The organism is Herbiconiux sp. UC225_62 (genome assembly GCF_042694625.1).
GTDB lineage: Bacteria > Actinomycetota > Actinomycetes > Actinomycetales > Microbacteriaceae > Herbiconiux.
This window is the reverse complement of record NZ_CP170551.1, coordinates 1,503,426-1,527,211: the sequence shown is the minus strand read 5'-3', so window position 1 is coordinate 1,527,211 and position 23,786 is coordinate 1,503,426. Positions and strand designations below refer to the sequence as shown.

Sequence of the window (23,786 nt, the reverse complement as noted above, 5' to 3'; positions counted from 1 at the left end):
ATGAACGAATCCACATCACGGGCGGACTGATCAACATCCGCGAGGTGGTTATCCACACACTCTTCACAATCTGTGGACAACGCTGCCAGGTCGCGTTCAGGCGCTCTTGTAGCGCTGGTTGTGCTTGATCCGGTTCGAGATCTCGGTGACCTGGTTGTAGATCGAACGCTTCTCGGTCATCAGTTTGCCGATCTTGTTGTTGGCGTACATGACCGTGGTGTGGTCGCGGCCGCCGAACAGTTGACCGATCTTGGGGAGGGAGAGGCTCGTCATCTCACGGCAGAGGTACATGGCGATCTGGCGGGCCGTGGCGATGGCCTGGGAGCGGCTCGAGCCGTAGAGGTCGTCGACCGAGAGCTTGAAGTACTCCGCGGTGTGGTTGATGATGTCGACCGGCGCGATCACGTTGTCGTCGTCGAGGGTGATGAGGTCTTTCAGCACCGTCTGCACCAGGGCCATGTCGACGGGCGTGCGGTTGAGGCTCGCGAACGCGGTGACGCGGATGAGGGTGCCTTCGAGCTCGCGCACGTTGCTCGAGACCTTCGAGGCCATGAACTCGAGGATGTCGTCGGGCACACGGAGCCGCTCGCTCTGCGCCTTCTTGCGCAGGATGGCGATGCGGGTCTCGAGGTCGGGGGTCTGCACGTCGGTGATGAGACCCCACTCGAAGCGGGTGCGCATCCGCTCCTCGAAGCCGGTGAGATGCTTCGGCGGCAGGTCGGAGGTGATCACCACCTGCTTGTTGTGGTCGTGGAGCGTGTTGAAGGTGTGGAAGAACGCCTCTTGCGTCTCGACCGCTCGCTGGAGGAACTGGATGTCGTCGATGAGCAGGAGGTCGATGTCGCGGTAGCGCGACTGGAACGCGGCGCCGCGGTTGTTCGCGATGGAGTTGATGAAGTCGTTGGTGAACTCCTCCGAGCTCACGTAGCGCACCCGCACACCGGGATAGAGGCTGATGGCGTAATGCCCGATGGCGTGCAGGAGGTGTGTCTTGCCGAGACCGGAGTCGCCGTAGATGAACAGCGGATTGTAGGCCTTGGCCGGCGCTTCGGCCACGGCGACCGCCGCGGCATGGGCGAAGCGGTTCGAGCCGCCGATGACGAAGTTGTCGAAGCTGTACTTCGCGTTGAGGCGGGTGTCGTTGTTGCGGTGCGGGCCGGCGGTCTCCTGCACCGGCGGCGCGACCGATTCGACGTAGGCCGACTCGGCGACAGGACCGACGCCAACCCCGGGGCCGTTGCCGACCGGGATCACAGGAGCCGGATCGGTGACGGTGCTCGTCTCGTAGCCGTCGATGTCGGGGTTCACGACCACCGAGAAGCTGCTCACGTCGAGCTGCGGATCGAGGGTGCCGAGCGCCGAGAGCAGCGACGGGCGGACCCGTTGCTCGAGCATGTCGCGCGTGAAGTCGTTGGGCACTTCGAGATAGAAGGAGCCACCGAGGATGCCCTTGGGCACCACGAGACCGAGGAAGCCCTTGAGTTGCGGAGTGATGCGCTGATCGGTGGAGAGAACCTGGAGCACCGTTCGCCAGTTGTCCTCTGTCGAACCGGCACCCTCAGCCAATGGAACTCCTGTCGAACGTGAATTGCGTGGTCGAACTCACTCGTTCGACTGTCTGCCGTTGCTGCGCCCCCGCCGGCTGTTAGTAACTGTAGGCACCTAAGCTAGTGACTGCCATGCCACAGGGCAAGTTCGCTGTATTGACTGTACGCGTGTCATTCACAGATGTTGTCCACAGTCTGTGGATAATTGATCCTTTGTGCTGATCCGGTTTGACCACAGGGGATTAAGACCGTAGTTTTAATCAGTTGACTTGTGGAATCCCACACCCCTTCACTTCACGGCAGTCGTTCCGAGTGCCTGCCGGACCACGGAGATCATTATGAGCAAGAGAACCTTCCAGCCGAACAACCGCCGCCGCGCCAAGGTGCACGGCTTCCGTCTGCGCATGCGCACGCGTGCGGGCCGCGCCATCCTTTCGGCTCGCCGCCGTAAGGGTCGCACCGAGCTCTCTGCTTGATCCGCTCCTAGACACAGATCCTGTCGTCGCGGTGCTGGCCAGAGGCAATCGCATCACCCACGGTCGCGACTATCGCGCCACCGTCCGGCGTGGTGCCAAAGTCGTCGGGCCGAACACCGTCACCTACATTCGCGCATCCGATTCGTCGGATGCGCGTTTCGGGTTCATCGTGGCGAAATCGGTGGGCATCGCGGTCGTCCGCAATCGGGTCCGCCGTCGACTCAAGGCCGCGAGCTACGCGCTGCTACCAGGGATCGGGTCCGGCTACGACGTGGTGGTGCGTGCGCTGCCTGAAGCTGGGTCTCAGCCTTACCACGTACTCTTCGAAGAACTGTCGCGTTCTCTCACCAAAGGATCAGTACTCGCATGATGTCAGTCGTGACTGCGATCGTGCTGCTCCCCCGCAATCTCGCGGTGCTCGTGCTGCGCGGCTATCGAGCGGTGATCTCTCCGCTCTACGGTGACGTGTGCCGATACTACCCATCGTGCTCCTCTTATACTCTGCAGGCGATCCAGCAACGGGGCGTGATCGTCGGATCGGCGATGGGCGCGTACCGCATCGCCCGCTGTCATCCGTGGGCCAAGGGCGGAATCGATGACGTACCCCCGGTCCGGCGCCAGCGATACCAGCTCACGCCTTTCGGTTTTGTCGTAGCTAGCCACGGAAAGGGCTAACCCACCCCATGGAAATCCCGTTTCTCGATACCATCCTCTGGCCCATCAAGTGGGTCGTGGAGCTCATCCTGGTGGGCTGGCACTACTTCTGGACCTTCCTCGGTCTCGACCCGGCGGCCGGCCTCACCTGGGTGCTCTCGATCGTGGGTCTCGTGCTCGTGGTGCGAGCGGCGCTCATCCCCATCTTCGTGCGGCAGATCAAGAGTCAGCGCAAGATGCTCGAGGTCGCGCCGCAGCTGAAGAAGATCCAGGACAAGTACAAGGGCAAGAAAGACCAGTTCTCGCGGGAGGCGATGTCGCGCGAGACGATGGAGTTGTACCGGCGCACCGGCACCAATCCGCTCGCATCCTGTCTTCCTCTGCTGCTGCAGATGCCGATCTTCTTCAGCCTGTTCTCGGTGCTGAACAACGCCCAGAAGGGCCTGGCCGGTGTCGGCCCGCTCAACGCGGAGCTCGGCAAGCAGTTCGGTGACGCGACGCTGTTCGGCGTCGCTCCCCTGCACGACACCTTTATCGGCGCCTGGAACGCCGGCGGCCCCTGGCAGGTCATGCTCATCGCCGGTCTGATGGTGGTGCTGATGACGGCGTCGCAGTTCTACACGCAGCTGCAGATCATGGCGAAGAACCAGTCGCCTGAGGCGAAGAACAGCCCGATGTTCAAGCAGCAGCGCATCCTGCTCTACATCCTCCCCCTCGTGTTCGTGTTCTCGGGTGTGGCGTTCCCGCTCGGTGTCATGTTCTACTGGCTCACCTCGAACCTCTGGACCATGGGCCAGCAGTTCCTCGTGATCCGCAACATGCCCACGCCGGGCAGCGAGGCCGCCAAGGCCCGTGAGGCGCGGTTGGCCAAGAGGGGCAAGCTCGAGCCGACCAAGGGGGCACCCGCGATCGAGTCGATCCCGGAGCCGCCGAAGACGACCCAGCGTCAGCAGCCCGTCAGCAAGAACCGGGCCAAGAAGCAAGGTGATAAGAAATGAGTGATGTGACCGAGACCACCGACACCACCCAGGAGTTCGAGGTGGATCACGCCGCCCTCCCCCAGCAGACCTCGACGGGAACGGATGCCGTTACCGAGCCCCACTCGCGCCTCGACGACGAGGGTGATGTAGCCGCTGACTACATTGAAGAGCTGCTCGACATCTGCGATCTCGACGGGGACATCGACATCGAGGTCACCGATGGTCGCGCCTACATCTCGGTGAACGCCTCTGGCGAGAGCAACCTGCGCGTGCTCTCGCGGACGGAGACGGTCGCTGCTCTGCAGGAGCTGACCCGCCTCGCGGTTCAGACGAAGACCGGCGAGTTCTCGAGGTTGATCCTCGACGTGGGCGGAAGCCGTGAGCAGCGCCAGCGAGAGCTAGAGAAGCTGGTCGACGGTGCCATCGCGCGCATCGATGCCGGCGCCGACTCGGCGCATCTCGAGCCGATGTCGTCGTATGAGCGCAAGCTCGTGCACGACATCGTGGCCGAGCGCGGTTTCTCTTCGGAGTCCGAAGGCGAAGGTCGCGACCGCCACACCGTCATCTCGCGCGCATAGTTTCACGTGAAACATTGACGGACGACGAGCAGCACGAGGTCGAAGCCGAGCCGGCGGTTGCCGCGACGGTCTTCGGCGACCGGATCGATCTCGCACGCCTTTATACTGCCGACCTGGCTCGGCGCGGCGAAGAGCTCGGCCTGATCGGTCCGCTGGAGCTGCCCAGGATCTGGAGTCGGCACGTCATCAACTCCGGGGTGGTGGCTCCGCTGCTTCGGCCGGGTCTGGTCGGTGACATCGGCAGCGGCGCCGGGTTGCCGGGGATCGTGCTCGCGATCGCACGCCCCGACGTCGATTTCGTCTTGGTCGAGCCGATGGAACGGCGAGTGGTCTGGCTGGAGGAGCAACGGAGTCTTCTGGAACTGACCAACGTCACGGTGGTGCGCGCGCGCGCCGAAAAGGCTCGGCTCCCCCCGCCCGCTCGATCAGGTAACAGCACGGGCGGTGAGTGCGTTCAGCAAGCTCATCCCGATGTGCGCTCCCCTGCTTCGGCCCGGTGGAGAGATGGTCCTGATGAAGGGCGCCGGTGCTGCCAAGGAGATCGCGGCCGCGGAGAAGGCCATTCGCAAGTACAAGCTCGCCGACGTCGAGGTTCTCGAACTGGGAGAGTCCATCGGCGTAGAGACGACCCGGGTGATCCGCGCCCGTGTCCCGGCGTAGTTCGATACGATCGAAGTCGTCCGTTCGGGCTTCTCGCTCCCGATGTTTCACGTGAAACATACCGACAGGATTTAGTGAATGACCAGTGATGCAACTGCCTTCGATGCGTCGACGCCGCTGGCCCGGGAACTGGCGGACCTCTCTCAACGAAAGCGGCAACTGGCAATGCGAGAGTTCCCTCTCCCCCTGGCTCCCCGAGTTCTGACCGTCGCCAATCAGAAGGGTGGGGTGGGAAAGACCACGACCACCGTGAACCTGGCCGCCGCATTGGCGCGCGAAGGTGCCCGGGTGCTGGTGATCGATCTCGATCCTCAGGGGAACGCCTCCACCGCGCTCGGTGTCGATCACCGCGGTGACAAGCCGAGCGTGTACGACGTCCTCATTCACGACGAGCCGATGGCGGACATCGTGCAGCAGAGCCCTGAGTCGGGGAATCTGTTCTGCCTTCCGGCCACCATCCACCTCGCCGGTGCCGAGATCGAACTCGTGCCAATGGTCGCGCGTGAACAGCGACTCCGCGGGAGTCTGGATCGCTTCCTGACGCAGAAGACCGAGGAGGGCGAGCCGTTCCACTACGTGTTCATCGACTGCCCGCCGTCCCTGGGACTTCTGACGATCAATGCTTTTGTCGCAGCACGCGAGGTGCTGATCCCCATCCAGTGCGAGTACTACGCACTGGAGGGACTCAGCCAGCTTCTCAACAACATCAGTTTGATCGAGCGGCATCTGAACCCGACGCTCGCCGTGTCGACCATCCTTTTGACGATGTACGACGGCCGTACACGCTTGGCCTTCCAGGTTGCGGAGGATGTGCGATCGCACTTCCCGGCCGAGACGCTGCGGGCCGTGATCCCCCGTTCGGTGCGGATCTCCGAGGCACCGAGCTTCGGACAGACCGTAATCAGTTTCGACCCCGGATCCCCCGGTTCGGTCTCCTATCTGGAGGCCGCGGCCGAAATAGCAGACAGAGGAGCTCCTCATCGTGGCAACTAGGAAAAGAACCGGTCTCGGTCGCGGCATCGGCGCCCTGATCCCGACGGACGAGCCTCGGGTGGAGGGTGCACGCCCCGTGGACGTGTTCTTCGACGCGCCGCAGGCATCCGCGCCGGAACTCGTTGCCGTGCCCGGCGCCCGGCTTGCGCAGCTCGATCCGAACAGCATCGTTCCGAATGCGAAGCAGCCACGGAGTGTCTTCGATGCCTCGGATCTGGCTGAACTCGTCCACTCCGTGCGTGAGATCGGCGTTCTGCAGCCCATCGTCGTGCGGGAACTGCCGCTCGAAGAGGGCGGCGAGCAGCAGTACGAGCTCGTCATGGGCGAGCGACGGCTGCGGGCGACCAAGGAGGCCGGACTCGACACGATCCCGGCGGTCATCAAGGACACCGCCGACGAGGACATGCTGCGCGATGCCCTCCTCGAGAACCTGCATCGATCACAGCTGAATCCTCTGGAAGAGGCCTCGGCCTACCAACAGCTTCTCGACGACTTCGGTATCACCCAGGAGCAGCTCGCCGAGCGGATCGGTCGTTCGCGTCCGCAGATCACCAATACGCTTCGCCTCTTGCGCCTCCCTCCCGCGGTGCAGAACCGCGTGGCATCGGGAGTCCTGAGCGCCGGACACGCCCGCGCCGTCCTCGCCGTCGGTGACGTCGACGCGATGACCAAGCTGGCCGACAAGATCGTGAATGAGGATCTGTCTGTGCGCGCTGCAGAGGCGCTGGCGTCTTCCGCGCCGAAACAGTCTCGCGCCAAGACCACCGCCGGAACCAAGCGCGGACACCTCGACGAGATCGGCGAGCGGCTCGGGGATCGTCTCAACACGCGCGTACGCGTGAGCTTGGGGCGCTCGAAGGGGCAGATCGTCATCGACTTCGCGACGATCGACGACCTGAACCGCATTCTGAGCGAGCTCGGCGAAGAGGGCTACGGGCAAGAGCGCCCGTTCAGCGGTCCACGTTTCACGTGAAACATTCGGGCGGACGTTTCACGTGAAACATCCGCCCGAACAGAGTGATCAGACCGAGGCGCTGTCGGCCTCGGCGATCGCGACCTCGCTGAGCTTCTCGTAGACCGAGCCGAGGGAGAATCCCGCGGCGAGGATCCCCTGCGGAACCGTCGAGGTCTCGGTGAGCCCGGGCAGGACGTTGGCCTCGAGGAACCACGGAACGCCGGCGTCATCGACGATGAGGTCGATCCGCGAGATGTGACGAAGTCCCAAAGCGTTGTAAATCGCCAGCGCGGTCGCGCTTGCCGTGGCTGCGGTCTCGTCGTCCAAGCGCGCCGGCACGTAGAAGCTCGTCTCGCCCGCGTTGTAGCGGGCCTCGAAGCTGTAAACGCCCGAGCGGGGCTCGATCTCCACGGGAGGTAAGGCGAAAGCCCCGTCTCCCAGGTCGATGATGCCGATGGAGACCTCCACGCCTCGGGCTCGCTGCTCGATGAGCGCGACCTCGCCGTAGGTGTACGCGTCCACGACCGCGCGCGGAAGGTCGTCGGAGGAGGCGATGACACCGACCCCCAATGCCGAACCGCCCATGGCGGGCTTCACGACGAGTTCGTCGCCGAGCGATCGAGAGACCAGATTGAGAACCTGCGTGGCGCCCAGCTCCCGGAAGGTGTCGCGGGGGAGGGTCAGCCAGCGCGGCGTCGCGAAGCCCGCACGCTCGACGAGCACCTTCGCGGTCGGCTTCTGCCACGCGAGGCGAGCGGCTTTGGCTTGCGATCCGACGTAAGGGATCCCGAGCACGTCGAGGAGCGCGCGCAAGGCGCCGTCTTCACCGCTCGCACCGTGGAGCGCGGGCCACACCACGTCGGGACGCGTCTCGTCGAGGTAGCGCAGCAGCGTCGCATCCGGATCCCGGAGGATGACGGTGTGACCGCGCTCGGCGAGGCTGTCGGCGACGCGCCGACCCGACCTCAACGAGACGTCGCGTTCGTGCGAGATCCCGCCGGCGAGGACGACGACGGTGCGAGGCGTGGAGGAATCGGTCATGATCTCAATCCAGGTTGGGCGGAGGAGCGGAGAAGTTGCGATCGCGCACGGTGTCGAGCGGTCCGGTGGCGGAGAAGGTCTCGAGCAGGTCGATCTCGCCGTTGATGACGTTCTGCAGTCGGCGGATGCCGACCCGGATCGCCTCGGGGGTGGGGTAGCAGAAGGAGAGGCGGATGTTGTTGCGTCCGCCGCCATCCGCGTAGAAGGCCGTTCCGGGCGTGTACGCCACCAATTCCTTCACGGCGCGAGGAAGCATCTGCTTGGAATCGAGGTAGGGCGGGAGGGTGAGCCAGACGTAGAAGCCGCCATCCGGATCCGTCCACTCAAGATTCGGCAGATATTCAGTTAAAGCCCCGATCATCGCCTCTTTTCGCTCCCGGTAGACGCCTCGGAAACGATCGACCTGAGCACGCCAGTCGATGGTGTCTAGGTACTCGGAAATGACGAGCTGGCTGAAGGAGCTGGGCGAGAGAACGGCCGCTTCGTTAGCCAAGATCAACTTCTCGCGGATGGCGTGCGGCGCGAGTGCCCAGCCCACACGGAAACCGGGGGCCAATGTCTTGGAGAAGGTGCCGAGGTAGATGACGCCCTCCTGCTCGACCGACCGGAGCGCCGGGGGAGGCGGGGCGTCGAAATGCAGCAGGCCGTACGGATTGTCCTCGAGAACGAGGATGCCGTTCTCCTTCGCGATCTGCAGCACCTCGAGCCGACGCTCCCAGGAGAGGGTCACCCCGGCAGGGTTCTGGAACGACGGGATCGTGTAGAGGAACTTGATCTTCTTGCCGAGCGACTTCAGCCGCGCGATGTTCTCGCGGAGCGACTCGGGGATCATGCCGTGGGCATCCATCGCCACGTGATGCGTCTCGGCTTGGAACGACCGGAAGATCACCATCGCGGTGACGTAGCTCGGGCCTTCGGCCAGGACGACGTCGCCTGGATCGATGAACAGCTTCGTCACGAGCTCGAGCGCATGCTGGGAGCCGGTGGTGACCACGACATCGTCGGCGCTGGCCTTGATGCCCTCCATCGCCATCACATCGAGGATCTGTTCGCGGAGTGCCGGCACCCCCTGACCCGATCCGTATTGCAGCGCCACCGAACCCTGCTCGCGCATGACCCGGTTCATCGATTCGATGACGAGCTCCTGCGGAAGGGCGGAGACGGCGGGCATTCCTCCGGCGAGCGAGACGACCTCGGGCCGCGAGGCCACGGCGAAGAGAGCACGCACCTCTGAGGCGGCGAGACCGGCCGTGCGCTCGGCGTAGTTGGCGTACCACGGATCGAGATTGTTACCCGCGGACGAAGGGGGTTTCTGACTGCTCACTCGTACATCCCGACCTAGACCGAAATTCCATCGTATGACATGCAAAAGTGGCCCGTTGCACAGAGGCAGCGGGCCACTTGTCACGAACTGGCCGTCAGGCCGTTCGAGGAGGCGGTGCGGCTCAGATGAAGGCCGCGAGGTCGGCCTCGAGGGCCGCCTTCGGCTTGGCGCCGATGATGGTCTTCACGACCTCGCCGCCCTGGTAGACCTTCATGGCCGGGATGGAGGTGATCTGGTACTTCATCGCGGTCTGCGGGTTGTCGTCGACGTTCAGCTTGACGATCTCGATCTTGTCGGCGTGCTCGGACGCGATCTGGTCGAGGATCGGCGAAACCGCACGACAGGGCCCACACCACTCGGCCCAGAAGTCGACGAGGATGGTCTTCTCGGACTTCAAGACGTCGGCATCGAAGCTGGCGTCGGAGACATCCTTGGCGTTGGACATTGTTCCTTCTTTCGTATCACTGGAAATGCAGATGCGCGATCCGGCGCATCCGTGCGTGTTCAGTCGGCGGCGACCAGGTCGTCGACCTCGTCGGCCAGCGCGGCAGCCAGGTCGACGCGCGACGACTCCTCCACCTGGTCGAGAGCTGCGAGGAACTGCTCGGCGTCGAGCGCCGCCACGGTTCCGGATGCCGCGGCCGTGACGGCCTGGCGGTAGTCGGGGTCGATCACGTCACCGGCGGCGAAGACACCGGCGAGGTTGGTCTTCGACGAACGGCCCTGCACCGCGATGGTGCCGTCGACCGTGAGGTCGAGCTGACCGTGCACGAGGTGCACGCGGGGGTCGTTTCCGATGGCCACGAACAGGCCCTGCACGGGGAGTTCGGACTGCTCTCCGCTCACGGTGTCGCGGAGGGTCAGCGCCTCGACCGCGTTCTCGCCCGAGATCCCGACGACCTCGGAGTTCCAGACGAACTCGATCTTCTCGTTCTGGAAGGCCCGCTCCTGCATGATCTTCGAAGCGCGCAGCGTGTCCTTACGGTGCACGACGTACACCTTCTCGGCGAAGCGCGTGAGGAAAGTCGCTTCCTCCATCGCGGAGTCGCCGCCGCCGACGACGGCGATGGTCTTGGTCTTGAAGAAGAAACCGTCACACGTGGCACACCAGGACACACCGCGGCCGCTCAGTCGCTCCTCGTCGGCGAGGCCGAGCTTGCGGTAGGCCGAGCCGGTGGCGAAGATCACGGAGCGGGCCTCGAAGGTGCCGCTGTAGCCGGTGTGCACGGTCTTGACGTCGCCATCGAGGTGCAGGCTCGTCACGTCGTCGAGGATGACCTCGGTGCCGAACTTCTCGGCCTGCTCCTGCAGCTTCATCATGAGTTCGGGGCCCTGGATGCCCTCCGGGAAGCCCGGGAAGTTCTCGACCTCGGTGGTGTTCATCAGCTCTCCGCCGGCCTCGACGCTCGAAGCCAGCAGAAGGGGGTTGAGTCCGGCTCGGGCGGCGTAGATCGCCGCCGTGAAACCCGCGGGGCCCGACCCGATGATGATGATCTCGCGCATGTCGTTTCCACTCCTGAGGATGATCGTGGGCACACTGCCAGTGCACTCACTGACCGATACAACACATCCTAACCGCCGAGTATTCCAGTGCCGCGGCGGCCGGAGGTCGCTCCCAGCTGTGTTCGGAGCGGATGCCGCTACCGGTTCAGTCGCGCTCGGATCGGCCCCAACGCATCCCGCAGCTCCGGGGAACGGAGCAGGAACAACGCGCCGAGATAGACCACGAGCATGACGACGCCGATGATCGCCATCGACACGATGGCCGGCACGAACGGCGTCACGGCGAAACCGCCCGCGGTGCGGCCTCCGAGCGCCGACATCACGGCGAAACCGGCCACCGACGCGGGGATGGCCGCGAGCCCGTATCGCCCGTAGCTCCGGAGCACGGTCGCCCCGCCATGACCACCGAGCCGCCGCCGGATGATCAGTGCTGCCACCAGGGTCTGCACGGCCGTCGCCGCGGAGAGCGCGAGCGCGAGGCCGACTGCGACCCACTCGACGGGCAGGAAGGAGCAGGCCAGTGCGAGCACGGTGAAGATCGATGCCTGGAGCACCTGCAGGAAGAAGGGAGTGCGGGTGTCGCTCAACGAATAGAACACCCGTTGCACGACGAACAGCACCGTGAAGGGCAGCAGGCCGACGAGGAAGGCGATCAGCACGTCGCCCATCGCCGAGGCCCCGAAGAAGCTCTGGCTGAACAGGCTCGCGAAGGGATAAGCGACGATGATGAGCACCACCATCGCGAGCACCATGAAGAGCGAGGTCGAACGGATGGCCGCGGAGACATCCGATCGCAGCTGCGGGATCTCGCCGCGGTTCGCATGCCCCGACATCTTCGTGAAGTAGGCCGTGACGATCGAGACGGTCACGAGTGAGTGCGGCAGCATGAAGATCAGCCACGCGTTCTGGATGGTGGCGATCGACGCGTCGGAACCGGAGGCGATCGAGGCCACGTTGGTCTCGACCAGGCCGGCGGCCTGGGTGACGAGCAGCATGCCGAAGGTCCAGCCGGCGAGCTTGCCGGCCGAGCCGAGCCCCACCCCGCGCCACGCGAAATCGGGGCGGTAACGGATGCCCACCCGCCGCCAGGCGACGAAGAGCACGAGCGCCTGCGCCGCCACCGCGAGCGTCGTGAAACCACCGAGGAGCGCGATCTTGTCGGGCCCCCAGTCGGACACCGCACGCTCGCCGTTCGGATCGTCGCCGAACAGGAGCATGAACACGACGAGACCGATGATCGAGATCGCATTGTTGAGAGCCGGCGCCCAGGTGAAGGGACCGAAGACGTTCTTGGCGTTGAGCACCTCGCCGAGCACGGTGTAGAGGCCGTAGAAGAAGATCTGCGGAAGACACCAGTAGGCGAACGCGATGGCGAGGGCGCGCTGCTCGCCGCTGAAGCCCACCGCCGAGATGGTGACCAGCACCGGGGCGAGCAGGGTCGCCGCGAGCGTGGTCCCGCCGAGGATCACCATGGTGATCGTGAGCAGCTTGTTGATGTAGCCCTTGCCGCCATCCGAATGCAGCATGGCGCGCACGATCTGCGGCACGAGCACGGCGCTCAGGGTGCCGCCGGCGATGATCACGTAGATGTTGTTCGGCAGCTGGTTCGCCACGGCGAAGGCGTCGGCGCTCGCACTCCCGACCAGACCGATGGTCTGCGCCAGGATGATCGTGCGCACGAAGCCCATGATCCGCGACACGATGGTGCCGGACGCGAGCAGAGCGCTCGAGCGCCCGATGCTGGGGCTACTCATCGGCCTCCTCCGCTCGCCGCTTCTTACGGCGGCGCAGGATGTTCCGCACGATGCCGAAGCCGAACACGAGCACCACGAGGATGCCGAAGAGCACCGTGCCCCAGGTCTCCCACTCGGCGCTGACGTTCACGACCACGGGCGACGGGGTCGAGATCAGCACACCGGTGGGGCTGAGCAGCTGGATGTTGAGCGTCACGGCGCCGTTCGCCACGGCGGTCACGGGGATCTGCGCGCCCTTCCGCGAGGAGGCCTCGATGGTCACCTCGACGTCGTTCTGCTCCACCAGGAGACGGCCGTTCGACGGCGTGACGTGCACCACGACGGTGACGGGATACGGCAACTCATTGCTCAGGGTCACGGGCAGCGGCGCCTGGTTCGAGAGCAGATTGATGTTCGATCCCTCGATCATCTGCACGGAGCCGAGCGTCTTCGTGGTGGCATCCAGACTGCTCTGCACGGCGACGTTCCAGCCGCCCTCGTTCGGCACCCAGCTGTTCGAGAGCAGCGCCAGCAGGTCGGCGCGGTTCTCGCCGGTGAGCACCTGCGGGTCGGCGAGCACTGAGGAGAAGGAGTCGGTGCTCTGCGAAGCGCCCAGGAGTCGTTGGATCTGCGCCACACGATCGGGCGACTCCGCCGCATCGATCAGCGTGACCGACTGCGTGGGCTTCTGCGAGAGCAGGTTCTGCAGGGGCGCGGTGCTCGCCCAGGGAAGGGATTGCACGGCACCGAGCACCTGGTCGAGGTCGGTGAGGTTCATCGCGGTGCGGTCGAGTACGGCGAGCACGGGGCGCCCGGATGTGCCGGTGCCGGCATCCGGACCGGCGCTCGCGGCGAGGGCGAGCGACGCGGAGAGCTGGGAGAGCGCCTGGCCGCGACGGGCGTCGGAATTGGCGGCCAGCGCATCCTGAAGCGCTGTCGAGACGCCGTGGTCGGCGACGAGAGCGGTCTGGTCGCCCACCGAGACCACCGCGTCGAGCGGCTGACCCTCGCCGGCGGAGAGCTGGGCCGAGTCGAGGATGCTCATGGTGAGGCCCGACTGCGCGAAGAACGGCAGATCGGAGGAGACGACCGAACCGGTGCGGGGCCAGGCGATGGTGGTGCTGGTGTAGTCCCAGTCGGTGAGTTGCTCGAGGGTGGGGACGGCGGCCGGCGCGGGTGTCGGTTCCGGGGTGGCGGTGGGCGAGGCCGTCGGCGTTCCGGTGGGCGTCGCCGTGGGCTCGATGAGCTCGTCGACGTCGGTGAAGTTCGCCGGATTCAGTGCATAGGCGAACGAGGTGGGGGCGAGCACCGCTGGGGCGCCCGCTTGGTGCTCGCCCGCGATGTCGGAGTCGCCGAAGGTGAGCGGGATGATCGGATTGGAGGCGGCATCCAGACGCTCGAGCCAGTTGACCGCCGACTCGGGCGCCGTCGACCCGAGAGCGCGGATGGAGACGATGATGCGCGGATCGACCGCGATGGTGACCGGGCGGTCGACGACTGCGTCCAGTTCCCGGGTGAGCACGCCGGTCTCGCTGGTGAATGTCTCGAGTGCCGGGGCCTGGATGAGACCCGTGGTGCTCGCGATGCTGGTGAGCGGGGCGATGACCGTCAGGTCGGCCGCCGTCGGGGCCGCGTCGGCCGGGTCGTTCCAGACGATCGCGGAACGGGTGTCGGCGGCAACTGCGCCGTCGACGGTGAGGCGGGCTTCGAGTCCGTAGCTGCCCCATTCGTCGAGGGCGAGCCGATCGGCCGGGACGGTGAGCTGGACCGAGTGTGTCGCTCCGAGCGGTACCGCAGTCGAGGGGGCCGTGGCGACCGTGACGAGGTCGCCCTCGGCCGGGGCGTCGGTGGCGGTGCCGGCCGTCCACGCGGCGTACGCCGCCGCCGACTCGAGCGGGGAACGGTCGAGCACGATGTCGATCGTGCCGTCCGCAATGGTGTCGGGCCCCGGGTTCGCGATCTCCACAGTGACGGGGAGATCGGCCCCGGGAGTGACGACGCCGTTACCGGCCGGGGCGATGGACAGCGCGACGGTCGTGGCCGGCGTCTCCGGCGCATCCGTGGCACGGGCGGCCATCGGGGTCGCGAAGACTGCACCGGCGATCAGCGCACTTGCGGCGATCGCGGGCGCAACTCGAATCAATCGACGCGCTGGGTTCATAGGTAGTCGTGGGAGCGCTGGTGGCACCCGCATCCGTACTGCGATTCTAGGAGAAGGGTCCTGTGAGAACCGGGAACCGCCCTGGCCCGGCGGAAGGCCCGGCTAAAATGGGCCGGTGCAGCCGGTTCAGCAGTCCCTCGAGTTCCTGGGGAACCTCGCCGCGAGTGGTCCCGTCGCGACTCTCGCGGCGGCCTTCGCCGACGCCGGTCACGAGTTGGCCCTCGTGGGCGGGCCGGTGCGCGACGCCTTCCTCGGCCGGCCGATCACGGATCTCGATTTCACGACGGATGCCACGCCCGACCAGATCCTCGCCCTCGTCACCCCGATCTCGCAGGCCCAGTGGGACGTGGGGCGTGCCTTCGGCACGATCGCTGCTCGGATCGACGGCGAGACCGTGGAGATCACCACGTACCGCTCCGACAGCTACGACGGCACCAGCCGGAAGCCCGCGGTCGAGTTCGGCGACACCCTCGAGGGCGACCTCAGGCGCCGTGACTTCACCGTCAACGCGATGGCGCTGCGGGTGCCCGAACTCGTACTGGTCGACCCCGCGCACGGCATGGACGACCTGATCGCTGGCGTGCTGCGCACTCCCGGCGCGCCCGAGGTGTCGTTCGGCGACGATCCGCTGCGGATGCTCCGCGCCATCCGGTTCAGCGCGCAGCTGGGCTTCACGGTGGCGCCCGACACGGCGATCGCCATCTCGGAGATGCGCGACTCGATCGGCATCGTCTCGATCGAGCGGGTGAACGACGAGCTCTCCAAGCTGCTCAAGACGGATGCTCCGCGGATCGGTGTCGAACTGCTGGTCGAGAGTGGGCTGGCGGAGCTGATCATCCCGGAGATCCCGGCACTGCAGCTCGAGATGGACGAGCACCACCACCACAAGGATGTGTACCAGCACAGTCTCACAGTGCTCGACCAGGCGATCGACCTGGAGAAGGCCCGTGCCGGCGCGGAGACCGGCATCACCTCGCCCGACCTCGTGCTGCGCCTCGCCGCACTGTTGCACGACATCGGCAAGCCCGCCACCAAGCGCAACGAACCGGGCGGACAGGTCAGCTTCCACCACCACGACGTGGTCGGCTCCAAGCTCGCGAAGAAGCGCCTGCGCGAGCTCCGCTTCGACAACGACACCATCGCGGCCGTTGGACGCCTGATCGAATTGCACCTGCGCTTCTTCGGCTACACCGACGGCGCCTGGACCGACTCCGCCGTGCGGCGCTACGTGCGCGACTCCGGAGACCAACTGCAGCGGCTGCACATCCTCACCCGCGCGGACGTCACCACCCGCAACCGCCGCAAGGCCGATCGGCTCTCGTTCGCCTATGACGACCTGGAGGAGCGGATCGCCACCCTCGCCGCCCAGGAGGAGATGGCATCCGTTCGCCCCGATCTCGACGGCGAGCAGATCATGGCCGTCCTCGATCTGAAGCCGTCCCGCGCCGTGGGCGAGGCGTACGCGTTCCTGCTGGAGCTGCGCCTCGACGAAGGTCCCCTCTCGGAGGAGGAGGCCACGGCGCGTCTCAAGGAGTGGTGGGCGGCGCGCACGGCGTGAGCTGCTCTGAGCCCGCTGCCGCCTACGCCGGGGTGTTGGCGGCGATGAACTCTTCGAGCCGGGTGCGAGCGACGTCGTCGGGCAGCTGCACCGGCGGCGACTTCATGAAGTAGGCGCTGGCCGACTCGACCGGTCCACCGAGTCCCGCGTCGAGCGCGAGCTTCGCCGCGCGCACGGCGTCGATGATGACGCCGGCCGAGTTCGGGGAATCCCAGACCTCGAGCTTGTACTCGAGGCTGATGGGGGCACCGCCGAAGCCGTGGCCTTCGAGCCGCACGAAGGCGAACTTGCGGTCGTCGAGCCACGGCACGTGGTCGCTCGGGCCGATGTGGATGTCGCGCTCGGGCAGATCGACGTCGATGTTGCTCGTGACCGACTGCGTCTTCGAGAGCTTCTTCGACTTCAGGCGCCGGCGCTCCAGCATGTTCTTGAAGTCCATGTTGCCGCCGACGTTCAGCTGATAGGTGTGGTCGATGTGGATGCCGCGGCTCTCCATCAGGCGCGCGAGCACGCGGTGCGTGATGGTGGCGCCGACCTGGCTCTTGATGTCGTCGCCCACGATCGGCAGACCGGCCGCCACGAACTTGGCGGCCCACTCGGGGTCGCTCGCGATGAACACGGGCACGGCGTTCACGAACGCGACGCCGGCATCCAGCGCCGCCTGGGCGTAGTGCTTCGCCGCCAGCTCGGAACCGACGGGGAGGTAGCAGACGAGGACGTCGGCGCCGGACTCCCGGAGCGCGGCCGCGACGTCGACGGGCTCGGCGTCGGACTCCTCGATCATCTCGACGTAGTACTCGCCGAGGCCGTCGAGGGTGGGGCCGCGCTGCACGGTGACACCCGTCGGCGCGACGTCCGCGAACTTCAGGGTGTTGTTCTCGCTCGCCCAGATGGCGTCGGCGAGGTCGGCGCCGACCTTCGCGGCATCGACGTCGAACGCGGCCACGAACTCGAGGTCGCCCACGTGGAACGGCCCGAAGCGGGTGTGCATGAGTCCTGGAATCGCTTCCGTCTCCTCCGCGTCGGCGTAGAACGTCACGCCCTGGATGAGGGAATTCGCGCAGTTCCCGACTCCGGCGATCGCCACCTTGATGCTCATTCGGCCCAGCCCTTTTGTTCTGTTGTCGGTGATTCGGTCGTTGTCAAAACTCAACGATTCTATCCGGCACCGTCGAGTCGTCGTGACCGCGGGACTCGGAACAGGCGGCGGAACCGCTCGGTCACGCCGATCGGATGCCGCTGCCCGCCGCTCAGCACGAAGGCGTCACCGTCGATCGTGAGCTGCGTGCGGTGCGCGGCCATGGCGCGCGTCTTCGCGGCCAAGGCCTCGGTGCCGAGCAGGTCGATCTCGATGATGTCGCTCTCGGCGGGCCCCTGGGTCCCGGCGCGGTCGCGGGTCTCCACTCGCGGTTCGACGATCGCGAAGAAGGGCACGTCGAGGCGGCGGGCTGCTTCGACCCCGGCGTCATGCATCCGCACGTGGTCGGGATGCCCGTACCCGCCCAGCGCGTCGTAGCTCACGATCGCGCTCGGTCGATCGTCCGACGCGGCCGCGAGCACGTCGTCGACCACGTCGGCGAGCGGCGCGAGACTCAGCGACGTCGGGCTCGCGTCGGTGGCGGCCTCGGCGAATCCGTCGTCGCCCCAGCGCATGCCCGAATCGGAATACTCCCTTACGGACCGGAGAGCGGTGCGCGCCGGCGGGGCGCCGAGGAAGGCGTGGGCCGGGCTGCCGAGTTCACGGAGCGCCTCCGCGAGCTCGCCGACGCGATGGGGTCCCAACCGGTCGGTGCCTTCGAGATCGTGGAGGTCGCCGGGCACCACCTCGCCGCGCTCCCCACGCGTGCCGGTGAGCACGGTGACGCGCGCGCCGACGCTCAGGAGGGCCGCTATGGTCCCGCCCGTCGAGATCGATTCGTCGTCGGGGTGGGCGTGCAGGAAGAACGGGGTGACGCCGAAGGTGAGGAGCGGGTCGGTCATGGACGCCATTCTGGCTTCTCGGGCGGGGCGTGGCGATCGAGGACATCGTCGTAGCGGGCGGCGAGGTGCTCGGCCGTGTGCGCCCAGCTGTGCGTGCGGCCGTGTCGCAGGGCTCCCGCTTGGAGGGCGGCCAGGTGGCCCGGGTCGTGCAGGAGTCCGTCGATGGCCCGGCCCCAGGCATCCGGGGTCCGGTCGGCGATGAGGAGGCCGCTCACGCCGTCGAGCACCGACTCGACCAACCCGCCGGCGCGTGCGGCGATGACCGGGGTGGCGCTGGCAGCGGCCTCGAGCGCCACGAGGCCGTAGGTCTCGGAGTGCGAGGGGATGAGGAGCAGGGTCGCGTCGCGAATGAGGGTGGCTGCGGCGTCGCGGGACTGGGCGGGCAGGAACTGGACGTGGTCGTGCAGGGCCAGCGCGGTGACGAGACCGTGCAGCCCCGAGGTGTAGGCCTCGTGACCGGGGCTCGTGCCGCCGGCGATGACCAGTCGCGGCCGCCGCTCGGCCGGAATGGCGCCGATCGCCCGGATGGCGAGGTCCACACCCTTGAGGGGCTGAATGCGCGCCAGCACGAGCACCACAGGTCGTGCAAATCGACGGAGGTCGGCGCCCGCGGCGGGCCAGGATTCCATCGACGTCGTCGGAGCGGCCGGATCTCCGTCCTTTCGGTCGAGCGCGTCGGCGTGCGGGAGGGCCGAGGGGTGGAAGAGGTGGGTGTCGACCCCGGGTGTCACCACCGAGACGCGACCGGGGGCGGCATCCGTTGCGCGGAGTATGGCGTCGCGTTCGGCCTGCGTCGCGGCGATCGTCAGGTCGGAGTCGCGCACGAGGGCAGCCTCCGCCCGCAACCGCTCGGCGGGCTCCGGCTCGTCGCCGGGCGCGAGGTGCTCGTTCTTCAACGCGGCCACCGTGTGCAGGCTGAGCACGTGGGGCACACCCCACTCCCGCGCGACCGGCAACGCGGCCGCCCCCGACAGCCAGTAGTGGGAGTGCACCAGGTCGAAGGGCGGCAGTTCCGCCATCGACCGGCCGAACGCATCGGTCAGGGTCGGGAGCTCGGCTTTGGGCACGGATGCCCGGGGTCCGGCCCGCAGGAACCGCACCGGAACGCCGTCGTCGGTGTGGGAATCCGGCCGCCCGTCACCGGCGTCGCGTGTCAGCAGCTCGACCTCGTACCCACGCGCCCGGAGAGCACCGGCGAGCCCCACCAGAGAGACGTTCATTCCACCCGCGTCGCCGCTGCCCGCCGTCGCCAGCGGCGAGGTGTGCAGGGAGACCAGGGCGATACGGCGACTCACCCTCCCACCTTCACACATCGACCCGGTCTGATAGGCTACTCAGGTTGTCTTGTGCCCAGTGGAATTCTCCACGCGGGTGCGGGACCGATGCAGAACCCTCCTGTCACAGACCGTCTGTGACCGTTCAAGTCCGAAGGAGGTGGGTTTGTGACGCATCAGTACGAACTCATGGTGATCCTCGATCCTGAGATCGATGAGCGCACCGTGGCTCCCAGCCTCGACAAGTTCCTCAACGTCATCCGCAACGATGGCGGCACTGTCGACAACATCGACATCTGGGGTCGTCGTCGCCTGGCCTACGAGATCAACAAGAAGACCGAAGGCATCTACGCCGTGGTGAACCTCACCGCGAACGCCGACGCCACGAAGGAACTCGACCGTCAGCTGAAGCTGTCGGAGGCCGTCATGCGCACCAAGGTGCTGCGTGCCGAAGAGGCCATCGCGCAGGTCGCCGCCGCGTCGAAGCTCGCCGAGGAGAAGGCAGCCCGCAAGGCCGCCAACCCCAAGGCATCCGCTCCGGCCGCTGCTTCCGCGCCGTCGGCCGCTGCCGCTCCGGCCGCTGCCGTCAAGGCTGCTTCCTCCGCCAAGCCCGCCGCGGCTGCTGCTCCGGCTGCTGCCGCTCCGGCCGAGGCCAGCGAGTAGTCCGTCATGGCCGGTGAAACCGTAATCACCGTGGTGGGCAACCTCACCGCCGATCCCGAGCTGCGTTACACGCAGAACGGGCTGGCTGTCGCGAACTTCACGATCGCGTCGACTCCCCGCACGTTCGACCGCGCGTCGAACGACTGGAAAGACGGCGAGGCCCTGTTCCTTCGCGCGAGCGTGTGGCGCGAATTCGCCGAGCACGTCGCCGGATCGCTGACCAAGGGAAGCCGCGTCGTCGCGACCGGCCGCCTGCGTCAGCGCTCCTACGAGACGAAAGAGGGCGAGAAGCGCACCTCGATCGAGCTCGAGGTCGACGAGATCGGTCCCTCGCTCCGCTACGCGACCGCTCAGGTCACCCGTGCCACCAGTGGTGGTCCCGGTGCCGGTGGCGGATCGTTCGGTGGTGGCGGCGGTGGCAACCGCGGTGGCCAGCCTGCTGTCGACGAGCCCTGGGCGGCATCCGCTCCCTCGTCGTCGGGCGCGGGCGGCGACGTCTGGAACACTCCCGGCAGCTACGCCGACGACACCCCCTTCTAAACTTCTCTTCTTTCAGAACAGGACAGAAAAACCATGGCTGGAAAGTCAAGCGGCGACCGCCGCAAGCCGCTCCGCGGCGCCAAGGGCGCGAAGAACGCCGCTCCCGCGAAGTCCATTCGCGTCGGAGTCATCGACTACAAGGACGTTGCGACCCTTCGCAAGTTCATCTCGGAGCGTGGAAAGATCCGCGCTCGCCGTATCACGGGAGTCTCCGTCCAGGAGCAGCGCCTCATCGCCCGTGCCGTCAAGAACGCCCGCGAAATGGCACTTCTGCCCTACGCCGGCTCGGGCCGCTAAGGAGCAGCACTCATGTCGAAACTCATTCTCACCCACGAGGTGACCGGACTGGGCTCCGCCGGAGACGTCGTCGACGTCAAGAACGGCTTCGCCCGCAACTACCTCATCCCCCAGGGCTTCGCCGTGGCGTGGAGCCGGGGCGGCGAGAAGCAGATCGAATCGATCAAGGCTGCTCGCACCGCTCGTGAGCTCGCCACGATCGAAGAGGCCCAGCACCTCAAGCAGACGCTCGAGAACGCCACCGTCAAGCTGACCGTCAAGGCCGGCCAGGGTGGTCGCCTCTTCGGCTCGGTGAAGACCGCTGACATCGCCGACGCGGTGGCGGCCGCCGGCATCGGCTCGCTCGACAAGCGCAAGATCGAGATCCCGACCGCCATCAAGGCGACCGGAACTCACGAGGCGACCGTTCGCCTGCGCGACGACCTCTCGGCCACGATCACCCTTCAGGTGGTCGCAGCAAAGTAGTCACTCCGAAAAGGGGTGTCAAGGGTTTCGACGACTCTTGACGCCCCTTTTCGCGCCCGAAAACCCGCGACTTCTCCCCAGCGCTGTACACAGGGGACGGCGAGTTTTCGAAGCTTCAAGCACTGGTCGAAGGATGTCTCCACTCACAGACTGTGGGAAGTGGAAAGTCCTGGTCAAACGCCGTTTGACGGCTCATGCCCGTGATTTGTCCACAGGCCAGTCCACAGATTACACACACACCTTCCGGCGTTTCCCGCACACCTTCCACATGCTTATCCACAAGGCTGTTTGTGTGGGGTCATGCCCACTTCCTAGTCTTGGGCAGCGCCTAGGGGGAACCTCCGATGTCAGTGGTCGGGGTTAGGAATGGTGCGTGCAACAGGTGCGCCGTCGTCGAACGGCAGATCAGGAGTAACACGTGTCGATCGCCCATCTCGGATTGGCGGGGGAACAGCGGCCGGGGGAGACCCGTCAGGGCGACCGCACGCCCCCTCATGACCTGCTCGCCGAACAGAGCGCCCTCGGCGGCATGCTGCTCAGCAAAGACGCGGTGGCCGACGTCGTGGAGGTCATGCGCTCGGTCGATTTCTACGTTCCGAAGCACGAGGTGATCTTCGAGGCCATCCTCAACCTGTACTCGCACGGCGAGCCCACCGACGTCATCGCGGTGACCGACGAGCTCACCAAGACCGGTGAGCTCAACCGCGCCGGCGGTGCCGAATACCTGCACACGCTGACCAGCCTCGTGCCCACGGCCGCGAACGCGGGCTACTACGCCTCGATCGTGAGCGAGAAGGCGGTGCTGCGCCGCCTGGTCGAGGCCGGCACGCGCATCGTGCAGATGGGTTACGCCAGCGAGGGCGAGGTCACCGATCTCGTCAACAACGCCCAGGCTGAGATCTACGCGGTCAACGGGGGCGTCGAGGTCGAGGACTACGTGCCCCTCACGGTGGCGGTGACGGCGGCCATCGACGAGATTGAGGCCGCGGCCGGCAAAGACGGCCAGATGACCGGCGTTCCCACCGGGTTCGCCGATCTCGACAACCTGACCAACGGGTTCCACCCGGGCCAGATGATCATCGTGGCGGCGCGGCCCGCGCTCGGAAAGTCGACCCTCGCGCTCGACTTCTGCCGCGCGGCGTCGATCAAGAACGACATGCCGTCGATCTTCTTCTCGCTCGAGATGGGGCGCTCGGAGATCGCGATGCGTCTGCTCTCGGCCGAGGCATCCGTTCCCCTGCAGAGCATGCGCAAGGGTCGCATCGAGGGCCGGGACTGGACGACGTTGGCGTCGACCCGCGGCCGCATCAACGACGCGCCGTTCTACATCGACGACAGCCCGAACATGACGCTGGTCGAGATCCGTGCCAAGTGCCGTCGGCTGAAGCAGAAGGTGGGGCTCAAGCTCGTCGTCATCGACTATCTGCAGCTGATGACCTCGGGCAAGAAGGTCGAGAGCCGCCAGCAGGAGGTGTCCGAGTTCTCCCGTGCGTTGAAGCTCATGGCGAAGGAGCTGCAGGTGCCCGTGATCGCCCTGTCGCAGCTCAACCGTGGGCCCGAGCAGCGCTCCGACAAGAAGCCCGCCATCAGCGACCTGCGCGAGTCGGGCTCGCTCGAGCAGGATGCCGACATGGTGATCCTGCTGCACCGCGAAGGCGCCTACGAGAAAGACAACCCGCGCGCCGGCGAGGCCGACTTCATCGTGGCCAAGCACCGCAACGGCCCCACCGCCACCATCACGGTGGGCTTCCACGGCCACTTCTCCCGCTTCGCGGACATGCCCCCGGCCTAGCCCCTCCCGACTTCTTGCCGCCAGGCGCCCTAAAACAGTGGAATTGGGGCGTTTGGGGAGAAGAAGTCGCGGGTTGTCAGAGCCCTTCGAGGGGGGCGTCGACCGCGGTGCGGTAGACGTCGATGACGCGGGTGAGGAACGAGGCGATCACCTCGCGCTCCGAGTCCGGAAGCTCCTCGACGAGACGTGAGACGCCGACGATCACGGGCATCAGCTCGTCGATCGCCCGGTTCACGGATGCCCGAGTCGGCACCACGACGATCTTGCGCCGGTCGTGGGCGTGCCGCGTGCGTTCCACGTGACCGAGCGCCACCAGGCGGTCGACGACCAGGGTGGATGCCGCCGTCGTGACGCCCAGGCGCGCCGCCAGGTCGCTCGGCGTGAGCGGGCCCTCCTGGATGAGGTGCTCCATGGCCGTGAGGTCCGTCGGATTCACGGCCAGCACGGCGCCGAGGCGGCGCTCGAAGGCGCGCGAGACCGAGTTGATCTCCCGCAAGGAGTTGCTGATGTCGCTGGCCTCGGGAATGCCCGTCGACGGCAACTCGTCGCGCGACCAGGCCTCGCTGAGGTTGCGCGCATCCGTCATGACTGACATGCTAATACCCTAGGTAG

Annotated in this window: 23 protein-coding genes and 2 pseudogenes; 14 read left to right on the top strand and 11 right to left on the bottom strand. The window is 66.4% G+C overall.

Annotated features, from left to right (window positions below; genetic code table 11):
• Nucleotides 1–96 precede the first annotated feature (96 nt).
• Nucleotides 97–1,566 carry a chromosomal replication initiator protein DnaA gene (gene dnaA / locus ACFJGU_RS07325; protein WP_382308979.1) on the bottom strand — a complete coding sequence of 490 codons (1,470 nt, stop codon included), beginning with the start codon at nt 1,564–1,566 and terminating at the stop codon, nt 97–99.
• A 319-nt stretch (nt 1,567–1,885) separates the two neighbouring features.
• Here dnaA and rpmH point away from each other — a divergent pair, with 319 nt between their 5' ends.
• The 8 genes and pseudogenes from rpmH to ACFJGU_RS07285 all read left to right on the top strand — a co-directional run bounded on the left by rpmH (nt 1,886) and on the right by ACFJGU_RS07285 (nt 6,861).
• Entirely contained in the window at nt 1,886–2,023 is a 138-nt protein-coding gene (rpmH, locus tag ACFJGU_RS07320; protein ID WP_022895130.1) for a 50S ribosomal protein L34, read from the top strand.
• A 31-nt stretch (nt 2,024–2,054) separates the two neighbouring features.
• A complete protein-coding gene (gene rnpA, locus ACFJGU_RS07315) occupies nt 2,055–2,393 on the top strand; it encodes a ribonuclease P protein component (RefSeq protein ID WP_382308974.1) in 339 nt (112 codons plus the stop codon).
• Nucleotides 2,393–2,698: a membrane protein insertion efficiency factor YidD gene (gene yidD / locus ACFJGU_RS07310; protein WP_382310308.1), complete on the top strand. Its 306-nt coding sequence runs from the start codon at nt 2,393–2,395 to the stop codon at nt 2,696–2,698. The genes rnpA and yidD overlap by 1 nt, the downstream gene beginning before the upstream one ends.
• A gap of 8 nt (nt 2,699–2,706) precedes the next feature.
• Entirely contained in the window at nt 2,707–3,675 is a 969-nt protein-coding gene (gene yidC / locus ACFJGU_RS07305; protein WP_382308972.1) for a membrane protein insertase YidC, read from the top strand.
• Complete coding sequence (locus ACFJGU_RS07300) at nt 3,672–4,235, top strand: protein jag (protein WP_382308971.1); 564 nt, start codon at nt 3,672–3,674, stop codon at nt 4,233–4,235. The genes yidC and ACFJGU_RS07300 overlap by 4 nt, the downstream gene beginning before the upstream one ends.
• 14 nt (nt 4,236–4,249) lie before the next feature.
• Nucleotides 4,250–4,895 (top strand): annotated as a pseudogene (gene rsmG, locus ACFJGU_RS07295) (16S rRNA (guanine(527)-N(7))-methyltransferase RsmG).
• A 78-nt stretch (nt 4,896–4,973) separates the two neighbouring features.
• Complete coding sequence (locus ACFJGU_RS07290; RefSeq protein ID WP_382308969.1) at nt 4,974–5,888, top strand: ParA family protein; 915 nt, start codon at nt 4,974–4,976, stop codon at nt 5,886–5,888.
• Nucleotides 5,878–6,861 carry a ParB/RepB/Spo0J family partition protein gene (locus tag ACFJGU_RS07285; RefSeq protein ID WP_382308966.1) on the top strand — a complete coding sequence of 328 codons (984 nt, stop codon included), beginning with the start codon at nt 5,878–5,880 and terminating at the stop codon, nt 6,859–6,861. The genes ACFJGU_RS07290 and ACFJGU_RS07285 overlap by 11 nt, the downstream gene beginning before the upstream one ends.
• Nucleotides 6,862–6,909: 48 nt before the next feature.
• Here the strand turns inward: ACFJGU_RS07285 and ACFJGU_RS07280 are convergent, their stop codons facing one another.
• From ACFJGU_RS07280 to ACFJGU_RS07255, 6 genes are all read right to left on the bottom strand, one after another.
• Nucleotides 6,910–7,884: a D-alanine--D-alanine ligase gene (locus tag ACFJGU_RS07280; RefSeq protein ID WP_382308964.1), complete on the bottom strand. Its 975-nt coding sequence runs from the start codon at nt 7,882–7,884 to the stop codon at nt 6,910–6,912.
• Nucleotides 7,885–7,888: 4 nt separating this feature from the next.
• Nucleotides 7,889–9,208 (bottom strand): PLP-dependent aminotransferase family protein, encoded by a 1,320-nt coding sequence (locus ACFJGU_RS07275; RefSeq protein WP_382308962.1) that lies wholly within the window; start codon nt 9,206–9,208, stop codon nt 7,889–7,891.
• Between the two features lie 121 nt (nt 9,209–9,329).
• Nucleotides 9,330–9,653 carry a thioredoxin gene (gene trxA / locus ACFJGU_RS07270; protein WP_382308959.1) on the bottom strand — a complete coding sequence of 108 codons (324 nt, stop codon included), beginning with the start codon at nt 9,651–9,653 and terminating at the stop codon, nt 9,330–9,332.
• A 59-nt stretch (nt 9,654–9,712) separates the two neighbouring features.
• The gene (gene trxB / locus ACFJGU_RS07265; RefSeq protein WP_382308957.1) at nt 9,713–10,711 is read right to left on the bottom strand and encodes a thioredoxin-disulfide reductase; all 999 of its coding nucleotides are present in this window, start codon (nt 10,709–10,711) and stop codon (nt 9,713–9,715) included.
• A 137-nt stretch (nt 10,712–10,848) separates the two neighbouring features.
• Nucleotides 10,849–12,465, bottom strand: a complete 1,617-nt coding sequence (gene murJ / locus ACFJGU_RS07260) for a murein biosynthesis integral membrane protein MurJ (protein ID WP_382308955.1) — start codon at nt 12,463–12,465, stop codon at nt 10,849–10,851.
• On the bottom strand, nt 12,458–14,605 hold the full coding sequence (locus tag ACFJGU_RS07255; protein WP_382308953.1) for a DUF6049 family protein: 2,148 nt from the start codon (nt 14,603–14,605) through the stop codon (nt 12,458–12,460). The genes murJ and ACFJGU_RS07255 overlap by 8 nt, the downstream gene beginning before the upstream one ends.
• A gap of 115 nt (nt 14,606–14,720) precedes the next feature.
• On the opposite strand from ACFJGU_RS07255, the gene ACFJGU_RS07250 reads away from it, so the two are divergent.
• Entirely contained in the window at nt 14,721–16,163 is a 1,443-nt protein-coding gene (locus tag ACFJGU_RS07250; RefSeq protein ID WP_382308952.1) for a CCA tRNA nucleotidyltransferase, read from the top strand.
• A gap of 22 nt (nt 16,164–16,185) precedes the next feature.
• Here the strand turns inward: ACFJGU_RS07250 and ACFJGU_RS07245 are convergent, their stop codons facing one another.
• The 3 genes from ACFJGU_RS07245 to ACFJGU_RS07235 are packed head-to-tail and all read right to left on the bottom strand — an operon-like array spanning nt 16,186 to nt 19,438.
• Nucleotides 16,186–17,262: an inositol-3-phosphate synthase gene (locus ACFJGU_RS07245; RefSeq protein ID WP_382308950.1), complete on the bottom strand. Its 1,077-nt coding sequence runs from the start codon at nt 17,260–17,262 to the stop codon at nt 16,186–16,188.
• 59 nt (nt 17,263–17,321) lie between these two features.
• Nucleotides 17,322–18,143 (bottom strand): PIG-L family deacetylase, encoded by an 822-nt coding sequence (locus tag ACFJGU_RS07240; RefSeq protein WP_382308949.1) that lies wholly within the window; start codon nt 18,141–18,143, stop codon nt 17,322–17,324.
• A complete protein-coding gene (locus ACFJGU_RS07235) occupies nt 18,140–19,438 on the bottom strand; it encodes a glycosyltransferase (RefSeq protein ID WP_382308947.1) in 1,299 nt (432 codons plus the stop codon). Before ACFJGU_RS07235 ends, ACFJGU_RS07240 begins: the two co-directional genes overlap by 4 nt.
• Nucleotides 19,439–19,606: 168 nt before the next feature.
• Here ACFJGU_RS07235 and rpsF point away from each other — a divergent pair.
• From rpsF to dnaB, 5 genes and pseudogenes are all read left to right on the top strand, one after another.
• A pseudogene (rpsF, locus tag ACFJGU_RS07230) lies at nt 19,607–19,936 on the top strand (30S ribosomal protein S6); the annotation flags it as partial.
• Nucleotides 19,937–20,086: 150 nt separating this feature from the next.
• Nucleotides 20,087–20,620: a single-stranded DNA-binding protein gene (locus ACFJGU_RS07225; RefSeq protein ID WP_382308945.1), complete on the top strand. Its 534-nt coding sequence runs from the start codon at nt 20,087–20,089 to the stop codon at nt 20,618–20,620.
• A gap of 33 nt (nt 20,621–20,653) precedes the next feature.
• Complete coding sequence (gene rpsR, locus ACFJGU_RS07220; protein ID WP_022895757.1) at nt 20,654–20,917, top strand: 30S ribosomal protein S18; 264 nt, start codon at nt 20,654–20,656, stop codon at nt 20,915–20,917.
• A gap of 12 nt (nt 20,918–20,929) precedes the next feature.
• Nucleotides 20,930–21,382, top strand: coding sequence for a 50S ribosomal protein L9 (gene rplI, locus ACFJGU_RS07215; protein ID WP_382308943.1), 453 nt, complete (start codon nt 20,930–20,932; stop codon nt 21,380–21,382).
• Nucleotides 21,383–21,800: 418 nt separating this feature from the next.
• Nucleotides 21,801–23,174, top strand: coding sequence for a replicative DNA helicase (gene dnaB, locus ACFJGU_RS07210; RefSeq protein WP_092550383.1), 1,374 nt, complete (start codon nt 21,801–21,803; stop codon nt 23,172–23,174).
• A gap of 76 nt (nt 23,175–23,250) precedes the next feature.
• On the opposite strand, the gene ACFJGU_RS07205 is transcribed toward dnaB, so the two are convergent.
• Entirely contained in the window at nt 23,251–23,769 is a 519-nt protein-coding gene (locus tag ACFJGU_RS07205; protein ID WP_382308941.1) for a MarR family winged helix-turn-helix transcriptional regulator, read from the bottom strand.
• Nucleotides 23,770–23,786: the final 17 nt, after the last annotated feature.